Below are 17,240 nucleotides of genomic sequence, written 5' to 3' on the forward strand. Positions count from 1 at the left end.
TCAGGCCGCCGGGGCGGCGGAGGCGTTGTAGGCGTTCTTCGCCGCGACGACCGCCGGCCGGACGTGTTCGGGGTCGACGCCGGAGACGTTCAGCGGCGGGTGCAGACGCCGGACCAGCGCGGCCTCGACGTTGTCCGGCTCCGGCTCCTCGGCCCAGGTCAGTCGCAGGTTCGCGTGCATCCACGCGGTCAGCCGCGTCTCGTCCTCGGGCACCAGCACGACCCGGTCGGTCCAGGTCGTCCGATACTTCTCGGAGACCAGAAGACCGGCCAGCGTACGACGCAGGGTCGAGCTCCCCGACCGCCGCAGATGGTTGCGCAGGATCCGGCCGCGCAGGTTGCCGGCCCGGCCGAGGTACAGCAGCCGCAGCCCCGGGTCGACGTCGTTCGGCTCCCCGGTCAGCTCGGGAAGGACCGACGGAGCGGCCCACCACGCGTAGACCCCACCGCCCCGGCCGAGTCGCTTGGCGGCGACGTCGAGCGCGAACGGCGCACCGAACAGCAGATGCTGCGCATCGTCCGCCCGGTCCCAGTCGTCGTCGGAGAGGTGGTCATCGGGTCGCATCGCAGAAGTCGTCATCGCGCCCCATGCTAGGCCGACCGCCGGGAAGAAATTCGGCCGGAGTTGTCGGATCCGGGTGGCGCGGTTCGTTGCCCGGGTGAACGGTGTCCGTCAGGGGCGCCGCCACGAGCACAGGGGAGATCGACCGATGTCGCACCCGCAAGCCAGGATCCACCGGATGTTCGAGCTCGTCGAGCCGATCGGGGCGGTCACCTTCTCCGACGTCCCGAACGAGGCCTTCCTCGCCGTCGGCATGCGCAACTACTGGGACGGCTACTTCGCCGGCCGGGCCGCGCCGCTGGGTCTGGCCCCGGCCGAGGTGGTCCACGCGGTCTTCTACAACTTCGCCGACGGCGAGGTGGCCCGCCACATCCCGTGGGTCTGGGGGAAGATCACACCCCAGGAAGCGCTTACGGTACGGCAACAGGGCAGTTCCGCCGCGCTGCGCCAGTGGATGGGCCCACTCGTCGACTCGCTCGACCTGACCCGGATCACCGACCTCGCGACCCGGGCCGGAGTCAGCGCGCCGACCGTCGGCCGGCCGCTGTACGCCGGGCTCCGGGCGCTCGCCCTGCCCGAGGAGCCGGTCGCCCGGCTCTGGCACGCGGCCACGCTGCTGCGCGAGCACCGCGGCGACGGCCACAACGCCGCGCTCGTCGCCCACGGCATCGGCGGGACCGAGGCGCACGTCCTGCTCGCGCTCTCGATGGGGATGCGGGCCGAGGAGTTCGGCCGGGTCCATCACCTGCCCCGGCCGCGGCTGGCCGCGGTGGTCGACGGGCTGCGTGCCCGCGGCCTGGTGACTGCCGAGGGCGGGTTCACCGACGCCGGCCGCCGGCTCCGGGAGCGGATCGAGACCGTCACCGACGAGTTGGCGGCGCCGGCCTACGACGTGCTCAGCCCGGACGAGCTCGACGAGCTGATCGCCGGCCTGGAGCCGATCGCCGCCGCGGTGAACGCCGCCAACAGCCACACGCCCTAACGCCGGGTGAAGGTCAGGTGGGTGACGCCGCTCGGGGTGGTCACCGCCTCGACCGTGAACCGCTCCTCGAGGCTCTCCAGGCCGTCCCACAGCCGCACGCCCCGGCCCAGCACGATCGGCACCAGCACCACGTGCAGGTGGTCGACCAGGTCGGCGTCGAGGAACTGGCGGACCGTGCTCGGGCCGCCGCCGATCCGCACGTCCAGGCCGCCGGCCGCCGCCCGCGCCGCGGCGAGCGCCTCGGCCGGGCTCGCGTCGAGGAAGTGGAAGGAGTTGCCGCCCGCCAGCGTCAGCGCCGGCCGCGGGTGATGGGTCAGCACGAAGACCGGGGTGTGGAACGGCGGGTTGTCCCCCCACCAGCCCTGCCACGTCTCGTCCGCCCACGCGCCGCGCTGCGGCCCGAACTTGTTGCGCCCCATGATCTCGGCGCCGATGCCCGGCCCCCACGCGGCGGCGAACGCGTTGTCGACGCCCTCGCTCCCGCCGTCCTTGCCGTTCATCGACCGGAACGCGCGGGTCTCGAAGAACCACTCCATGAGCCGCACGCCCGCGTGCCCGAACGGCGCTTCCAGGCTCTGCCCCTCCCCGGTGGCGAAGCCGTCCAGCGAGACCGCGAGGTTGTGCACCCGTACCTTCGACATGGCCCCACCCTAGATCCAGGGCCGCACCTCCGTGTGAGGCAAGACACCAACCATTCATATGTACGGGCGTACATACCGCTTGTGTACGCTCGTACGCATGAGCTCCCAGACCCACCCCGCACCGGATCGCGCCGCCCGCCGCGCGCGTCTCGCGGTGGCCGCGATGTTCTTCACCAACGGGGCGCTGTTCGCGAACCTGATCCCCCGCTATCCGCAGATCAAGGCCGACCTGGGACTCAGCAACGCCGCCTACGGCCTGTCCGTCGCCGCGTTCCCGACCGGGGCGATCGTCGCCGGGATGGCCGCGGGCCTGCTGATCCGCCGGTTCAGCTCGGCCCGGGTCGCCGTCGCCGGGACCGTGCTGACCGGCGCCGGCGTCCTGGCCGCCGGCCTGGCCCCGGTCGCCGCGCTGTTCGCGCTCGCGCTGTTCCTGGCCGGCGCGATGGACGCGATCACCGACGTGGCGCAGAACGCGCACGGCCTGCGGGTGCAGCGCCGCTACGGCCGCTCGATCATCAACTCGTTCCACGCGATCTGGTCGATCGGCGCGGTCACCGGCGGCGCGATGGCGGCCGGCGCGATCGCCCTGGACCTGCCCCTCGGCGTACATCTCGGGGTTTCCGGTCTGCTGTTCGTGATCGTCGCCCTGGCCGCGCTGCGGCTCGCGCTGCCCGGCCCGGACACCGAGCCGGTCGAGGAGCAGGTCGCCGGCGAGCGTCCGGCGAGCCGGGCCGGCGCCCGGATCTGGCTGACGATCGGCGCGCTCGTGGTGATCGCGATCGGCGGCGCCCTGGTCGAGGACGCCGGCAGCTCCTGGGCCGCGCTGTACCTGTCCGGCTCGCTGCACTCCGCCGCCGCGGTCGCCGCCTGGGGTTACATCGCGCTGGTCGGTGCGCAGTTCGTCGGCCGGACCATCGGTGACCGGCTGGTCGACCGCTTCGGCCAGCGGACGGTGGCCCGCGCCGGCGGCGTGATCGTCGCGGCCGGCATGGGCATCGCGCTGGCCTTCCCGAGCGTGCCGGGCACGATCCTCGGGTTCGCCGCCGCCGGTTTCGGGGTCGCCACGCTGGTGCCCGCCGCGATGCACGAGGCCGACGAGCTGCCCGGCCTCAAGCCCGGCACCGGCCTGACCGTGGTCTCCTGGCTGATGCGGCTGGGTTTCCTGCTCTCGCCGCCGGTGGTCGGCGCGGTCGCCGACCACAGCGGACTGCGCGCCGGCCTGCTGGTCGTGCCGATCGCCGGCCTGCTCGTGATCGCCCTGGCCGGCGTCCTGCAGCCGCGCCGAAAGACGACAGAGACGCCCGCGGTGCTGGTCGCCTCCTGAACGGGCCGGGCACCGCGCCATCGGGCATATAAGTGCTGCTTGACATTCATGGTCATGAATCGTCAAAGTGACCTGGAAACCACATCTGAGCCGCCCCGTCCAGGTCCGATGCACTACGTGTTCGGAAAGGAATCGCGGTGCCCCCCTTCTCCGCTCACCGTCTTCCGCTGGCCCTCGGCCTGACCGCCGTCCTGCTCACCGGCTGCGTTCCGAGCCGCGACACCAACCACGACAACAATTCCTCCGGTACGGTCGACAAGATCGTCATCGGTTCGACGCTGCCGCTCACCGGCACCGAGTCGAAGACCGGCGCCCGCTTCAAGCAGGGCTTCGACCTGGCCTTCGAGCTGGCGAACGCGGACGGCGGCATCGACCTGGGCGGTAAGAAGGTGCCGGTCGAGCTCAAGCTGCTCGACGACACCACCGACCAGGCCAAAGCGGTCAATCTCGCGCAGCGACTGATCACCCAGGACAAGGTGAACGCGTTCCTGGGCACCTACTCGACGTCGCTGGTCGAGGCGCAGAGCACGGTCGCCGAGCAGAACAAGATTCCGTACGTGACCGGCGGCGGTGCCGCGACCTCGATCTATGCCAAGGGCTACCAGTGGGTCTTCGGCACCCTGGCGCCGGTGGCCAACCTGGCCGGCGCCGAGATGAGTTGGATCGACACACAGCAGGCCGCCGGCAGCCTGCCCAAGCCCGCTAAGCTCGCCATCGTCTGGGAGAACTCCTCGCACGGGCAGGACTTCCGCAAGGGCATCAAGGACTTCGTGGCCGCGCACAGCGCCGGCTACCAGATCGTCACCGACGAGTCGTTCGCCCTGGACGGCAAGGACTTCTCGGCGATCCTGAGCAAGGTCCGCACCGCGAGCCCGGACCTGTTCATGGTCGACGCGCACCTGCCGGACTTCATCACCATGCAGCGGCAGTACCTGAGCTCCGGGATGTGCAACAAGGTCATCACGTACGGGGCGCGGGGCACCGAGTCCGACGCCAAGGCCGCGCTCGGTCAGGCCGGCGTCAACTACATCCTGTCCGCGGTCTGGTGGAACAAGCAGCTGGGCAACGCCGGGCTCAACAAGGAGTTCGTCGAGAAGTACAAGGCCAAGTACGGCGCCGACCCGGAGTGGTACCAGGCGTTGGGCTACGAGGCGGCCCGCTCGCTGTTCACCGCGATCGGCCAGGCCGGCTCGGTCGACAAGGAGCAGATCCGGCAGAAACTGTCCGCGCTGGACATGGACTCGATCCTGCCCGGCGGCAAGCTCAGCTACCCGGCGGCCAAGGGCGGCCAGGCCGACTACCCGTTCGTGGTGCAGCAGAACCTGCCGGACGGGACGTCCCCGATCATCTACCCGGCGCAGGTCGCGACCGGCAAGGGCGTCGCTCCGAATCCGAACTGCAAGGGCTGACCGGGCATGGGCGAAGTCGTCGTCCTGGCGATCTCCGCGGTGCTGCTCGCCGGGTTCTACGCGGCCATGGCGTACGGCCTGGGTCTGATCTACGGGGTGCTGCGGATCGTGAACCTGGCCCACGGCGGCATCATCATGGCCTCGGCGTACCTGACCTGGCAGCTGTTCGACCGGCTGGGCCTCGACCCGTTCCTGGCCATTCCGCTCGCGCTGGTGGTGTTCTTCGGCGTCGGCGCCGGCATCTACCTGGGCCTGGTCCGGTTCCTGCCGCGCGGCCCGGCCGGGGCGGTGCCGTCGCTGCTGCTGCTGTTCGGGCTGTGGCTGGTCATCCGGAACGTGGCCTACCTGCTGTTCACCGGCAACGAGCAGGTCATCCACACCTCGTACGCGACCTCCTCGCTGCGGCTGGCCGGCGGGAGCTTCTCGGTGGCCCGGATCGCGGTGTTCGCGGTCGCGGTGGTCGCGCTGCTCGCCCTGCACCTGCTGCTGACCCGCACCTACCTGGGGAAGGCGATCCGGGCCGTGGCGCAGAACCCGGACAGCTGCACGCTGGCCGGCGTCAACGTGGAGCGGATCTACGTGCTCACCTTCGGGCTGGGCACCGCGCTGGCCGGCCTGGCCGGGGTGCTGGCGTCGACGCTGTTCGCCTTCACCCCGTCGTTCGGCGCGAGTGAGCTGCTCAAGAGCTTCGTCATCATCGTGCTGGGCGGGCTCGGCAGCATCGTCGGGATCGCGCTGGGCGCCCTGGTGCTGGCGTTCGCCGAGGTGTTCGCGGTCTACGCCGTGCCGCCGTACCTGACCTCCGCGGTCGGGTTCGTGCTGCTCGTGCTGGTGCTGGTGCTGCGGCCGGGCGGCCTGTTCGGCCAGCGGGTCCTGCGGTGAAGCCAGCCGGTCTCCCGGTGCGCTGGCCGCCGTGGCTGAGCCGCCGCGCTCTGCTCCTGTTCGGGCTGGTCATCGTGCTGCTCTACGTCGCGCCGCTGGTGCTGCCGGTCAGCGACTACACCCACGATCTGGTCGGCCTCACCTTCATGTTCATGGCGGCCGCGCTGGCCTGGAACTGGCTGGGCGGCTTCGTCGGGCAGATCAGCTTCGGGCACGCGGCGATGTTCGGCGTCGGCGGGTTCGTCGCGGCCCGGGCGATGCCCGCCCTGCACCTGCCGTTCGCCCTGGCCTGGCTGCTGGGCGGCCTGGTCGCCGGCGGCTACGCGCTGCTCTGGGGGCACCCGACGCTGCGGCTGCGCGGACCGTACTTCTCGATCGCCACGATCGGCGTCGGCGAGGCCACCCGCCTGATCGCCACCTACTGGTCGGACTTCACCGGCGGGTCCTCCGGCCTGTCCCTGCCGCTGGCCACCAACCCCACCAAATACGAGCTCTACTGGTACGGGTTGTACCTGCTCGCGGTGGCGGTGGCGATCTCCTACTGGCTGCGCCGTTCCCGGATCGGGCTGGGCCTGCAGGCCATCAAGGAGGACGTCGAGGCGGCCGGGGACCTGGGCGTCAACCCGACGCTGCACCAGGACCTGGTGCTGTTCCTGTCCGGCGCGATGGTCGGCGTCTGCGGCGGCTTCTACGCCTCCTACCAGGCCTTCATCGACCCGCAGGACATGTTCAGCTTCGACCGTTCGATCGGGCTCATCCTGATGGCCGCGATCGGCGGCATCGGCACGATCCTCGGGCCGGTCTGGGGCGCCGTGGTCTTCGTGATCATCCAGGAGTTCCTGCTGGCCAACTACTCCGACCTGTACCTCGGGCTGTACGGCGGCCTGCTGATCCTGATCATCCTGTTCGAGCCGCTCGGGCTGACCGGGCTGGCCCGGCGGCTGCGCCGGCTGGTCCCGGCGGCGGCCCGGAGCACCACGTGAGCGCGCTGCTGGTGGGCGAGTCGGTCAGCCGGCACTTCGGCGGCCTGCGCGCCGTCGACGAGGTCGACTTCCACCTGGACGAGGGCGAGATCCTCGGTCTGATCGGACCGAACGGCGCCGGCAAGACCACCCTGTTCTCGGTCGCCGCCGGCTCGATCCGGCCGACCGGCGGCCGGGTGCTGCTCGACGGCCGGCCGGTCAGCGGCCGGGCCGCGCACCGGGCGGTGCACCACGGCATCTGCCGGACCCACCAGCTCGTCCGGCCCTTCGCCCGCCTCACCGTGCTGGAGAACGTGCTGGTCGGGCACCACTTCGGCCGGCCCGGCGGACCCCCGCGCGACCCGCGCGCGGCGGCCCTGGAGATCCTCGACCTGATCGGCCTGGGTGGGTCCGCCGACCGGCTGCCGGCCGAGCTGACGCTGGCCGGCCGCAAACGGCTGGAGGTGGCCCGGGCGCTGGCCACCGGCCCGCGCGTGCTGCTGCTCGACGAGGTGGTGGCCGGGCTCAACCCGGCCGAGGCCAACCGGTTCGTCGGCCTGATCCGGGAGATCCGCGACCGCGGCATCGCCATCATCATGATCGAGCACGTCATGCACGCGGTGATGAGCCTGTCCGACCGGGTGGTCGTGCTGGACCACGGCCGCAAGATCGCCGAGGGCCCGCCCGGCGAGGTCGCCAACGACCCGGTCGTCATCGAGGCCTACCTCGGGAGCGGACGACATGCTTGAGGTACGGGACCTCCACGTCCACTACGGCGACGCCCAGGCCCTGTACGGCGTCAGCCTCACCGTCGGACCGGGCGAACTGGTCACGCTGCTCGGCGCGAACGGGGCCGGCAAGACCACGACTCTGCGCGCGATCGCCGGCATCCGGCCGGTGACCCGCGGTGACCTGCTGTTCGAGGGCTCCTCGCTGCTGACGGTCCCGGCCCATCGCCGGCCAGGCATGGGCATCGCCCTGGTCCCCGAGGGCCGGGAGCTGTGGCCGCAGATGACCGTCCTGGAGAACCTGGAACTGGGCGCCTACGACCGGGGCGCCCGAGCCGTCCGGACCGTCGCCCTGGATCGTGTCTTCGACCTGTTCCCCAAGCTCAAGGACCGTTCCGGGCAGCTGGCCGGCAGCATGTCCGGCGGCGAGCAGCAGATGGTCGCGATCGGCCGGGCGCTGATGAGCCGGCCACGGCTGCTGATGATGGACGAGCCGAGCCTCGGCCTGGCCCCGATGGTGGTGGACCAGATGTTCGACATCATCCGCCGCCTGCACGCCGACGGGCTGACCATCCTGCTGGTCGAGCAGAACCTGGCCCGGGCGCTGGAGGTGGCCGACCGCGGCTACGTGGTCGAGACCGGCACGGTCTCGCTGCGCGGCACCAGCGCCGAGCTGCTCGCCGACCCGGCGGTCCGCGCCGCTTACCTCGGCATCTGAGCCCGGCCGGGCCGGATCGGCGGATAACGATCACCCGTCGCCGGCGTGATCGAATCACGATTACCGCAGGCGACGAAGGCAACCGTTCGGATCGTGAACAGATAGGTCCGACCGCCGGCCGAAGACCGAAAATGAATCCACCGATCGAGCACCCGATCAAATGCTGCGCTTGCACAGAACGCCGGTAGGTTGTTTGATGGAGATATCTTCCACGACTGAAAAGCTGAGATGATGATCGTGCTGGGCTGATGTCGCGAGCATCAGCCCAGCGTCTTCCCTTGCCCGATTTTGACCGGTTGCCGCCGGTCAGGAAATGAATCTTCACGCGGTTCTACTTGATCCCGATAGGCATCAACCTCCCCGATCTTCATCAGGCGCGCGCGACATTTTATTGGGATACCATAATTGTCACCCAGGATCAAGTCAATTGCCAAGAGTCCTATACCAAGATATCTTCATCGCACGTAACTGCCATATAGCTAATTGCCAACTGGCGCTACACCGCACCACCAGAGGGGGCATCGCATGCCCACACCGCTCGGCCCGACCGTGCGCCGCCGGCAGGTCGGCAGCGCGCTCCGGCACTACCGAACCGAGGCCGGCCTGAGCGTTCAGGACGTGGCTGAACTCCTGCTCTGCTCCCCCGCCAAGATCAGCCGAATCGAGACCGCGCAGCGGAATCCCACGCTCCGCGACGTCCGCGACCTGTTGCGGATCTTCGGCGTGACCGACGCGCGGGTTCATGACCGGCTGATGTCCATGACCCGCGAGAGCCGGGACCGCGGCTGGTGGCAAACGCTCAATCTGCCGCCCGGGTTCGAGGTCCTGATCGGCATGGAGCGCGCGGCCACGCACATCAAGGAATTCGAGATCATGGCCATTCCGGGGCTGCTGCAGACGCGTGAATACGCGACCGAGATAACGTTCCCGGTGAATCCGGACGAGCGCCAATCAAGGGTGGACGTGAGAATGCGGCGGCAGCAGGTTCTCAAAGAATCGGCGCCGCGATTCACGGTAATTCTCGACGAGGCGGCCATACATCGGCTCGTGGGCGGGGCCGAGATTTTCAAGAAGCAGCTGGATCATCTGATCCACATGATCGACTCCGAGGCGCTGGAGCTGTTCATCATCCCGTTCAGCGCCGGCGTCCACGCCGGGATGCTGAATGGTTTCACTCTTCTTGAATTCGGTCCGCGGATGACCAACAACGCCGAGCCGGACATCGATCCGGTGGTCTACATCGAATATCATCAGACCGATACGATGTCGTTCGACGAAACCGCGGTCGTGGACGAGTACACCCGGACCTTCACCACCCTGCGGAACAGCGCCCACTCGCAGCGCGCCTCGCGGGGCCTGATCCTGTCCGCGATTGAAACGTCTTAAACCACGCGGTTCACCTTTTCGAGTGGTTCTGGGGCCAAACGGACACGCCGCGTGTTTAGACTCCGTTGTCCCGGCACCGGAGAGAGGGAACTGACGTGCAGCACTCCTCACGGCAGAACGCCGAGCAGTGGATCACCTCAAGCGCCTGCACCCAGAACAACTGCGTACAGGTGGCGGCCTTCGGCATCGACACGGTCGCCGTGCGGGACTCGAAGGACCCGGACGGCGCGATCCTCAGCTATACCACCGACGAGTGGCGCGATTTCATCATCGGCGCGAAGCGCGGCGAATTCGACTTCCTGTTCGAAGGTTGATGCGGTAGCCACCCGGCGCTGAAAACAAAGCCCGCGCACACCGGGCGCGGCGTCGGCATTCCGGTGCTCCTGGGACCGGTCGCGACCTGCCCGGCCGCCCGGCCCCGCCGGCCGCGATCCCGCTGCGCCCGATCATCGAACCGGCAGCGGCCCACGGCTCTTGATCGTGCGGATCGCGAACGTGCTGCGGGCGTCGACGACGTGCGGGACGGCCAGGATCTGGTCGAGCAGGATCCGTTCGTACTCGGCCAGGCTGCCGGCAGCGATCTCGATCAGGAAGTCCGTCTCCCCGGAGATCAGGTAGCACGCCACCACCGCCGGGATCGCCGTCAACGCCGCCTCGACCTGCGTCGACGTCTCGTGCGAGTGCCGGTTCACCTTCAACTGCACGAAGACCGTCAGCTCCAGCCCGAGCCGCTCCCGGTCCAGCTCGGCCCGGTACCCGGCGATCACCCCGGCCTGCTCCAGGGCCCGCAGCCGCCGCAGGCACGCCGACGGCGACAGGTTCACCGCCTCGGCCAGCTCGTTGTTCGCGATCCGCCCGTCCACCTGCAGCCGGCTCAGAATCGCCCGGTCGGTGGCATCAAAAGAAGACATCACAACATTATTTCCCGTACGGCCGTAGCCGCCGCACGAAGTTGCGCCGCCCCGCCCGCAGGCGCCGAAGTTTGCCATCGCGTGCGGCCCGGATGTCGCGAGGATTGCGTCATGCTCAGCACCCCGCGTGGCATCGCGCTCTACGTCGGCGCCCTCCTCGGGCCCGGCCTGCTCGTCCTGCCCGGCCTGGCCGCCGACCGGGCCGGCCCCGCCTCGATCGTCGCCTGGGCCCTGCTGCTGGTCCTGTCCGGCCTGGTCGCCGTGGTCTTCGCCCGGTTCGGCACCGAGCACCGCTCGGCCGGCGGCGTCGCCGACTACGTCACCGCCGGCCTCGGTGAACGCGCCGGGCGCGCGGCCGGCTGGTGCTTCCTGGCCGGCATCGTCACCGGCGCCCCGATCGTCTGCACGCTCGGCGCCGGCTACCTGACCGGCGGCCACACCGGGCAGGCGCTGCTCGCCGGCGCGATGCTGGCCCTGCTGATCGCGGTCAGCCGGCGCGGCCTGCGCACCTCGACCGGTGTCCAGCTGGCCATGGTGGCCGTCCTGCTGCTGGTCCTGGCCCTGGCCGTGGGCGGCGCCCTGCCCGGCTCGGACCCGGCCAACTTCCGCCCGTTCGCCCCGCACGGCTGGTCGGCGATCGGCGACGCGGCCGCCGTGCTGATGCTCTCGTTCGTCGGCTGGGAGGCGGTCGCCCCGCTGACCGGGCGCTTCGCCGACCCGCGCCGCCAGCTGCCGCGGGTGATCGGCGCCGCCTTCGCGATCACCGCGGTGCTCTACCTGGCACTGGCCGGCGTCACGATCGCCGCGCTCGGGGCCGGGGCGGGCACCCGGACGCCGATCGCCGCCCTGCTCACCGTGGCGATCGGGCCGTCCGGCCAGGTGGTCGCGGCGGTGGCGGCGGTGCTGCTGACCCTCGGGACGGTCAACGCGTATCTGAGCGGGGGCGCGGAGCTGGCTCGTACCCTCAGTCGGTCTTCGTGGTGGTTTCCGGTCAGCCTGACCGGCGCCGGAGTCGTGATCCTCGCCCTGATCGGCCTCGGGGTCGTCCCGGTCGCCGCCGCGGTGACCATCCCGGTCTCGTTCTTCCTGCTGGTCTACGTCGGCTGCATGCTGTCCGCGGCCCGCTCGATGCACGGCCCGGTGCGCCTGATCGCCGCGGTCGCGGCCGCCGCCAACGTGATCATTCTCGGCTACGCGGGCGCCGCCGCCCTCCCGGCGATCCTGGTCGCCGCGGTCGTCGCCGGCACCGCCCGCCCGGCCCGCCCGACCCGTCAGCTCACCTCCACCGCCTGACGCTTCACCTCCACCGCCCGGCGATCCACCTCCACCGCCGGGCGGATCGCCTCCGCCGCCGGGCGGTGGGGCCGGGTTCAGCCCTTGGCGAGCTCGGCGCGGGCGGCCTGGACCAGCTCGGCGTTGGTGTGGGCGTGGCCCCACAGGCCCCAGCCGCCCTCGGCCGCCTCGGTGAGCAGCACCCAGGTGCGCTGGGCCAGGGACGGGTCGCCGGCCGCCGCCGCCACGACGGCGGTCAGCCGCTCGACGACCGCGACCTGCTTGTCCCGGTCGAGCGCGCCGGCGTTGGTGAGCACCTGGACCCGGACGTAGTCGCTGTCGCCGTCGACGTTGGCGATCGCGTCGGCGGGCAGGTCGTGCACGAAGGCCGCCGTGTTCTTGCGGAACATCGCGATGTCCGGCACCTGCTCCACCTCCTTGACCGCGGTGGCCAGGTCGATCGCCAGCTGGTGCCGGTCGGCGAAGGTGCCGGGCGCGGCGTAGACATCGATCATCGGCATGTTCGTGGGTCCCGTCAGAAAGTGCCTGGTGGCGCTACCGCCCCGGCAACACAATGTCGATCGACATCATGTCTACGCGCCACCCGCCGCCGCTGTCAATGTCGAGTGACATTGTGATCCGGCATGGCGTCGCCCGTAGTTCCGGCGGGCGCCGGCGGATCAGGGCGAGCGGACGGGACGGGGCTCACGCCGTACCCAAATCGCGGTTTTGATCTTCTAGGTTTGTGGGGTGAGACGGCGGGCCAGGTCCTCGCGGGAGCGGTCGAGGAGCTCGGCGGCCAGGGCGGGGTCGCTGTCGCGGACCGCGCGGGAGAGCAGCAGTGCGCCGACCATCTGGCTGAACACCGCGACCGCGGCGGCCCGGGCAGTGGCCCGGTCCAGGCCGGGCCGGGCCTCGAAGGCGGCCGTGAAACGGTCCAGGTTGCGGGCGAAGCCGTCGGTGTACCGCTGCTGCCCCGGCCCGCTGAGCCGGGGCGCCTCGCCGGCGAACCCGGCATTCGAGCAACCGTGGTCGATGTCGTCGCGGTGCCGGGGCGACAGGTAGTAGGTCATCTGCTCCAGCACCGCGTCCCGCCCGTTCGCCTCGGCGTCGGTGATCGCCGCGTCCAGGCTGGACCAGCCATTCGCCATCGCGCGCGCGATAACCGCTTCGACCAGGGCATCCTTGGAGGCGAAGTGGTTGTAGAAGCCGCCCCGGGTCAGGCCGGCCGCGGCCATCAGCTCGTTGAGACCGACCGCGTCGGCGCCCTTCGCCCGGAACAGGCGCTCGGCGGCGGCGATGATCTGCTCACGGTTCTGCGTGACCACTTCCCTGGCGACACCCACCAGCGGTCCCCTCCCCGGCCGTCCACCGCAACGAGCCAAGACTACCCAGCGTCGATGTCGTTCAGATCTTCGCTCCGACCGCGGCCCCGTTGGCCGGGACCAGGAACGTCGAGGTCGCGATCGAGCCGTCGGCCGCCCGCGGGCCGGTGATCGTGGTGGTGCTGGTGCTCAGCAGCGTCCAGGTGCCGCCGAGGTTCCACGAGTTCCCGGAGGCGGTCGACGAGCCGAGCGCCACCGCGGTGGCGTTGCCGACGGCGAGGTTCGCGGTCAGCTTCGCGGTCGAGCCACCATCGAAATCAAAACCGGTCTTCACATTCTGGTACGCCGTGGACCGGTTCACCACGATCGCGCCGGTGTTGCCGTTGTCGGTGAACCCGTGCGCCGCGTTGCCGAACGCCATGCTGTTGCCGACCACGTGGCTCGCCGCCGGTCCGGTGCCGCTGCTGCCGCCGAGCTTGAACCCGTTGCCGTCACCGGAGAAGTCCGGGATGCTCCAGCGGTTGTACCCGTTGCCGTACGCGATGGAGTTCTGGATCGTGATCGGGGAGCTGAAGCTCCAGGCGTCGAAGCCGTCGTCGACGTTGTTCCAGAGCCGGGCCCCGCGCACGATGTTGGCGGCGCCGCTGCCCTCTTTGACGCCGAGACCGTCGGCGCTCTCGCCGTTCTTGCGCGGGTCCCGGTTGTCGTGGCTGTCCAGGTTCAGGATCAGGTTGCCGGCCGACGCGCCCTGCAGCTGGAAGCCGGTCTCGTAGTTGTCGTGCGTGATCAGCTGGTCGAAGGTGTTGCCGGTGCAGTTGTCGCAGTACACGCCGTAGGGGCCGTGCGCGATCTCCAGCCCGGTCAGCTTCCAGTAGGACGCCGCCATGTGGATCGCGCCGCGCTGCGCGGCGGGGATGGTCGACCCGACCGCGCCCGGGGTGTAGCCGAGCGCCTCCCCGTCGATGACCACCTTCTCGGTGCCGTACCGGGTCAGCGTGATCGGCGCGGCGGCGGTGCCGCTCCTGGTGATCTGCAGGTTGGTGGCGAGCGCGTAGGTGCCGCCGCGCACCGCGACCGTGCCGCCGGCCGCGACCACGTCGATCGCCTTCTGGATCGTGGCGAACGGCGCGGCGAGCGTGCCGGCGTTGCCGTCGCTGCCGGTCGTCGCGACGTAGTAGGTGGCGGCGGTCGCGGCGTCGGCGGTGCCGACCGCGGCGGCGCCCGCACCCACCACGGTGAGCACGGACGCCGCGGCGAGCAGAAGCCTGCGCCCGGGGACTACCTTCATGGGGACCTCCTGGGGGAAAGGGGTTTCCTCCAGTAGTGTCCGCGTCGGGCGGAAAGGTTGCTCAGGCGGCCGCGAGCATCGCCGCGCCGGTCAGTTCGACCGAGTGGACGCGGGCCTCGACCGACTGCGCGTGGTGCGCGGTGATCAACTCGTCCGCCTGGCACGACTCGGCGAACGCCGCCAGATAGTCCCGCACCTCGTCGGGCGTGCCGACCGCGGTGTACCGGGTCATCGACGCGAGCTGCTGGCCGCCCGCCGAGGCCAGGAACGCGTCGATCTCGGCGTCGGTGTAGTTGCGGCCGACGCCGCCGCGGCTGATGAACGCCCGCGTCCTCGACCGGTACGACGACGTCATCTGCGCGACCGCCTCGTCGTGGGAGTCGGCGGCGATCACGTTCACCCCGGCGATCACGTACGGCTCGGCGAGCTGCGCCGACGGCGTGAACGTGCCGCGGTAGACGCGGACCGCCTCGTGCAGCGCGTCCGGGGCGAAGTGCGACGCGAACGCGTACGGCAGGCCGAGCTTCGCCGCCAGTTGCGCGCCGAACAGCGACGAGCCGAGGACGTAGAGCGGCACCGGCCGCTCGGCGCGCGGCACCGCCTGCACGCCCGGGATCACCGACTTCCCGGCCAGGTAGCCCTGCAGTTCCAGGACGTCCTGCGGGAACGACTCGGCGGACTGGTGGTCGCGGCGCAGGGCCCGCGTGGTGACCTGGTCGCTGCCGGGCGCCCGGCCCAGCCCGAGGTCGATGCGCCCCGGGAAGAGCGTCTCCAGCGTGCCGAACTGCTCGGCGATCACCAGCGGCGAGTGGTTCGGCAGCATGATCCCGCCGGCGCCCAGCCTGATCGTCTCGGTGTGCGCGGCGACGTGCCCGATCACGACGCTTGTCGCGGAGGACGCGATCGTGGCCATGTTGTGGTGCTCGGCGTACCAGACCCGCTCATAGCCGGCCCGTTCGGCGGCCCGGGCGAGCGCGATGCTGGCCTGGAAACTGTCGCGCGCGCTCTGCCCGGCGGAGATCGGCGCCAGGTCGAGCAGGGAGATCACGGTGGGCATGTGGGTGCCGCCTTCCAGAGTCACAGATCGTGGTGCACGCGTGCGGCGAAGGCGCGGATGCGCTCCTCGTCCCGGCGGTAGTAGGTCCACTGCCCGCGCCGCGTCGAGCGCAGGAAGCCGGCCCGCTGCAGGATGGCCAGATGCGCGGAGACGGTCGACGCGGAGCAGCCGGCCCGGCGCTGGATCAGCCCGACGCAGACGCCCGCCGCCCCGTCCTCGATCTCGGGGAAGTGGGCGGCCGGGTCCTTCAGCCAGTCCAGGATCGCCAGGCGCGTCTCGTTGGCGAGCGCCTTGCACTCCTCCAGCATCTCGTCGCACCATCCTTCGGCATTTCGCTGATTAACGAAATTACGTCACCCAGCGTGGATGCCGCTAGTCGCCATGACGCGCCTCACCCTCCCTTCGCCGCGCCTCGCCCTCCCTTGGCGGCGCTCCTCACCTTCCCTTGGCGGCGCTCTGCCCGATCTGGGCGTAGAGGCTCTTGATCGCCGCGACGTAGATCTCGGAGAACGTCGGGAACGGCTGGATCGTGTCGCGCAGCACGGCCAGCGGAATCCGGGCCCGGATCGCCAGCGTCGCCTGCTGCAGCCACTCCCCCGCCTCCGGGCCGAGCGCGTACGCCCCGGTGACCACGTCACCGTCGCTGACCAGCGTCAGGAACCCGTTCGACGTCGCGTACGCCCGGGTGTACGCCGCGGTCTTGGCCACATCGGCCAGTGCGATCGTGGCGCTGAACCGGCCGTCGCCCACCCCGACCGCGGCGGCCTGCGGATCGGTGTAGACCACCCGCGGCACCGCCGTGTAGTCGGCCTCCCGCGGCTCGCCCAGGATGTTCGCCGCGACGATCCGCCCCTGGTACTTGCCGACGTGGGTGAGCAGGAACAGCCCGGTCGCGTCGCCCACCACCCAGAGCCGGTCGGCGGCGCGCAGCCGGGAGTCGACCGGGATGCCGTGCGCCCCGGGCGTGACCCCGACGGTCTCCAGGCCGATGTCGTGTACCCGGGGGCTGCGCCCGGTCGCCACCAGCAGTTTGTCGCCGCGCAGCTCGGTCCCGTCGTCGAGGCCGAGCACGTACTCGTCGCCGTCGAGGCGCGCGGCGGAGGCGGCCGGCCCCAGCGCCAGCTCGATCCCGTCGCGGCGCAGCACCTCGCCGAGCGCCTGCCCCAGCGGCGCCGGCTCGCGCGGCAGCACCCGGTCGCCGCGCGAGGTGAGCACCACCTCGCCGCCGAGCCGCCGCACGGCCTGGGCCATCTCGACGCCGACCGGGCCGGCGCCCAGCACGATCAGCCGCCGGGGGACCGCCGTCATGCCGGTGACCTCGCGGTTGGTCCACAGGCCGGGCAGCTCGCGCAGGCCGGGCACCGGCGGGATCACCGGGTCCGCGCCGGTGGCGACGACCACGTGCTCGGCGGTGTACCGCCGGCCGGCCACCTCGACCACGCCCGGCCCGGCCAGCCGGCCCGTCCCGCGCAGCAGGTCGATCCCGTTGGCGGCGAGCCACCGTTCCTGCCCGGCGTCCGAGTAGCCGGAGACCATGAAGTCCCGCCAGGCGAGGGCCTGCCCGACGTCCACCTCCGCGGTCGCGGCGGCGTCCCGGGCGCCCCGCACGGCCTCGCCGGGCCGCAGCAGCGTCTTCGACGGGATGCACGCGTAGTACGAGCACTCCCCGCCGACCAGGTGCGGCTCGACGACGGCCACCCGCAGGCCGCCGTCGGCCAGGGCGCCGGCGGTGTGCTCGCCGGGTGAACCGCCGCCCATGATGATCACGTCGTAGTCGCTCATCGCCGGGTCCCC

Annotated in this window: 19 protein-coding genes; 10 read left to right on the forward strand and 9 right to left on the reverse strand. The window is 71.0% G+C overall.

The genetic code is table 11. The features are described from left to right. Positions 1–579 (reverse strand): GIY-YIG nuclease family protein, encoded by a 579-nt coding sequence (locus L3i22_RS34105; protein WP_221321603.1) that lies wholly within the window; start codon positions 577–579, stop codon positions 1–3. A 160-nt stretch (positions 580–739) separates the two neighbouring features. Here L3i22_RS34105 and L3i22_RS34110 point away from each other — a divergent pair, with 160 nt between their 5' ends. Further along, positions 740–1,543, forward strand: coding sequence for a MarR family winged helix-turn-helix transcriptional regulator (locus L3i22_RS34110; RefSeq protein ID WP_255657372.1), 804 nt, complete (start codon positions 740–742; stop codon positions 1,541–1,543). Here L3i22_RS34110 and L3i22_RS34115 read toward each other — a convergent pair. Beyond that, on the reverse strand, positions 1,540–2,184 hold the full coding sequence (locus L3i22_RS34115; RefSeq protein WP_221321605.1) for a dihydrofolate reductase family protein: 645 nt from the start codon (positions 2,182–2,184) through the stop codon (positions 1,540–1,542). The genes L3i22_RS34110 and L3i22_RS34115 overlap by 4 nt on opposite strands. Positions 2,185–2,281: 97 nt before the next feature. Here L3i22_RS34115 and L3i22_RS34120 point away from each other — a divergent pair, with 97 nt between their 5' ends. The 8 genes from L3i22_RS34120 (at position 2,282) to L3i22_RS34155 (ending at position 9,907) form a co-directional block, all read left to right on the forward strand. Continuing rightward, on the forward strand, positions 2,282–3,508 hold the full coding sequence (locus L3i22_RS34120) for an MFS transporter (RefSeq protein ID WP_221321606.1): 1,227 nt from the start codon (positions 2,282–2,284) through the stop codon (positions 3,506–3,508). Positions 3,509–3,645: 137 nt separating this feature from the next. Continuing rightward, the gene (locus L3i22_RS34125; protein ID WP_221321607.1) at positions 3,646–4,917 is read left to right on the forward strand and encodes an amino acid ABC transporter substrate-binding protein; all 1,272 of its coding nucleotides are present in this window, start codon (positions 3,646–3,648) and stop codon (positions 4,915–4,917) included. A gap of 6 nt (positions 4,918–4,923) precedes the next feature. Next, positions 4,924–5,799, forward strand: a complete 876-nt coding sequence (locus tag L3i22_RS34130) for a branched-chain amino acid ABC transporter permease (protein ID WP_221321608.1) — start codon at positions 4,924–4,926, stop codon at positions 5,797–5,799. Then, positions 5,796–6,782 (forward strand): branched-chain amino acid ABC transporter permease, encoded by a 987-nt coding sequence (locus L3i22_RS34135; protein WP_221321609.1) that lies wholly within the window; start codon positions 5,796–5,798, stop codon positions 6,780–6,782. Before L3i22_RS34130 ends, L3i22_RS34135 begins: the two co-directional genes overlap by 4 nt. Continuing rightward, positions 6,779–7,510: an ABC transporter ATP-binding protein gene (locus tag L3i22_RS34140; RefSeq protein ID WP_221321610.1), complete on the forward strand. Its 732-nt coding sequence runs from the start codon at positions 6,779–6,781 to the stop codon at positions 7,508–7,510. Before L3i22_RS34135 ends, L3i22_RS34140 begins: the two co-directional genes overlap by 4 nt. Further along, positions 7,503–8,207: an ABC transporter ATP-binding protein gene (locus L3i22_RS34145; protein ID WP_221321611.1), complete on the forward strand. Its 705-nt coding sequence runs from the start codon at positions 7,503–7,505 to the stop codon at positions 8,205–8,207. Before L3i22_RS34140 ends, L3i22_RS34145 begins: the two co-directional genes overlap by 8 nt. Positions 8,208–8,732: 525 nt before the next feature. After that, positions 8,733–9,593, forward strand: coding sequence for a helix-turn-helix transcriptional regulator (locus L3i22_RS34150; RefSeq protein ID WP_221321612.1), 861 nt, complete (start codon positions 8,733–8,735; stop codon positions 9,591–9,593). A gap of 95 nt (positions 9,594–9,688) precedes the next feature. Continuing rightward, a complete protein-coding gene (locus L3i22_RS34155; RefSeq protein ID WP_255657373.1) occupies positions 9,689–9,907 on the forward strand; it encodes a DUF397 domain-containing protein in 219 nt (72 codons plus the stop codon). Between the two features lie 132 nt (positions 9,908–10,039). Here L3i22_RS34155 and L3i22_RS54440 read toward each other — a convergent pair whose 3' ends face one another. Next, positions 10,040–10,504 carry an Lrp/AsnC family transcriptional regulator gene (locus L3i22_RS54440; protein WP_221321613.1) on the reverse strand — a complete coding sequence of 155 codons (465 nt, stop codon included), beginning with the start codon at positions 10,502–10,504 and terminating at the stop codon, positions 10,040–10,042. A 111-nt stretch (positions 10,505–10,615) separates the two neighbouring features. On the opposite strand from L3i22_RS54440, the gene L3i22_RS34165 reads away from it, so the two are divergent. Continuing rightward, positions 10,616–11,797, forward strand: coding sequence for an APC family permease (locus L3i22_RS34165; protein WP_221321614.1), 1,182 nt, complete (start codon positions 10,616–10,618; stop codon positions 11,795–11,797). Between the two features lie 77 nt (positions 11,798–11,874). On the opposite strand, the gene L3i22_RS34170 is transcribed toward L3i22_RS34165, so the two are convergent. The 6 genes from L3i22_RS34170 to L3i22_RS34195 all read right to left on the reverse strand — a co-directional run bounded on the left by L3i22_RS34170 (position 11,875) and on the right by L3i22_RS34195 (position 17,228). Beyond that, positions 11,875–12,297, reverse strand: coding sequence for a hypothetical protein (locus L3i22_RS34170; protein WP_221321615.1), 423 nt, complete (start codon positions 12,295–12,297; stop codon positions 11,875–11,877). A gap of 216 nt (positions 12,298–12,513) precedes the next feature. Further along, positions 12,514–13,122: a TetR/AcrR family transcriptional regulator gene (locus tag L3i22_RS34175; RefSeq protein ID WP_221321616.1), complete on the reverse strand. Its 609-nt coding sequence runs from the start codon at positions 13,120–13,122 to the stop codon at positions 12,514–12,516. A gap of 61 nt (positions 13,123–13,183) precedes the next feature. Then, positions 13,184–14,389 carry a right-handed parallel beta-helix repeat-containing protein gene (locus tag L3i22_RS34180; RefSeq protein WP_255657374.1) on the reverse strand — a complete coding sequence of 402 codons (1,206 nt, stop codon included), beginning with the start codon at positions 14,387–14,389 and terminating at the stop codon, positions 13,184–13,186. Between the two features lie 61 nt (positions 14,390–14,450). Beyond that, positions 14,451–15,446 (reverse strand): LLM class flavin-dependent oxidoreductase, encoded by a 996-nt coding sequence (locus tag L3i22_RS34185; RefSeq protein WP_221321617.1) that lies wholly within the window; start codon positions 15,444–15,446, stop codon positions 14,451–14,453. A gap of 20 nt (positions 15,447–15,466) precedes the next feature. After that, complete coding sequence (locus L3i22_RS34190; RefSeq protein ID WP_221321618.1) at positions 15,467–15,754, reverse strand: helix-turn-helix transcriptional regulator; 288 nt, start codon at positions 15,752–15,754, stop codon at positions 15,467–15,469. Between the two features lie 127 nt (positions 15,755–15,881). Continuing rightward, positions 15,882–17,228: an NAD(P)/FAD-dependent oxidoreductase gene (locus L3i22_RS34195; RefSeq protein ID WP_221321619.1), complete on the reverse strand. Its 1,347-nt coding sequence runs from the start codon at positions 17,226–17,228 to the stop codon at positions 15,882–15,884. Between the last annotated feature and the right edge of the window lie 12 nt (positions 17,229–17,240).

It is taken from the genome of Actinoplanes sp. L3-i22 (assembly GCF_019704555.1).
Classification (GTDB): Bacteria; Actinomycetota; Actinomycetes; order Mycobacteriales; family Micromonosporaceae; genus Actinoplanes.